The organism is Serratia sp. MMO-28, assembly GCF_037199905.1.
GTDB classification, from domain to species: Bacteria; Pseudomonadota; Gammaproteobacteria; order Enterobacterales; family Enterobacteriaceae; genus Chania; species Chania oryzae.
The window spans coordinates 1-803 of record NZ_JBBCVB010000080.1; the positions used below are offsets into that span (position 1 = coordinate 1).

1 protein-coding gene is annotated in these 803 nt (G+C 57.3%); it reads right to left on the reverse strand.

Annotated elements, in window-relative coordinates; translation table 11 throughout:
- Nucleotides 1–803: arginine deiminase family protein (locus WG891_RS26600; RefSeq protein ID WP_337265091.1), on the reverse strand; the 803-nt coding region annotated here is incomplete at both ends.

Consider the following 803-nt stretch of genomic DNA (forward strand, 5'->3'; position numbering starts at 1 on the left):
GCGCCAGCGATCGCTTCAACAAAGGTGCCTTTATCACGGCTCAGTTTCATACCGGTTGGGCCACTGTCCGGGCGCAAGGAGAAGGTCTTGATCTGATTGACGATCGCCGGGTAGAGCGTGACAACATCGCGATCGCAGAAGGTGAAGACCGTATCCAGGTGCATTGCGGCACGCAGTTTTGGCATGGCCGCAATCATCACCCGTTCAACGCCGGAGTGTTTGTTGGCAAACAGGGCGGCGGCCAACTGAGTGATCGCCTGGTGCGAAGTACGTTCGCTCATACCGATCAGCACCGTTTTATTGCCGATCGGCATCACGTCGCCGCCTTCCAGCGTGGCGGTACCGTGATGCACCGTTGGATCCCCCCACCAGACGTTAACGTTGCCGGCAAAGTCTGGATGGAATTTGTAGATGGCCGTCGTCAGGATGGTTTCTTCATGACGGGCAGGCCAGTACAGTGGGTTCAACGTGACACCGCCGTAGATCCAGCAGGTGGTATCGCGGGTATATAAGGTGTTTGGCAGCGGCGGCAGCAGGTATTCGGTAATCCCCACCGCCTCGCGGATCAGTTTCAGCTCTTCGTGATCGGCATAGCCTTCTTTCGCCAGCTCGGTGGTAGAAAGGCCACCAATCAGCACTTCGGCCAGCGCACGCGGAGCGAGCCCGTCCAGGAAGCTGCGGGTTTCATTCAGAATACCCAGCGACACTTCATTGGGCACGATCTGCTGATCGAGGATCCACTTTCTGGCTTCAGGCAGTGCCAGCGTTTCTGCCAGCAGATTATGCATTTCGACCACATCCAC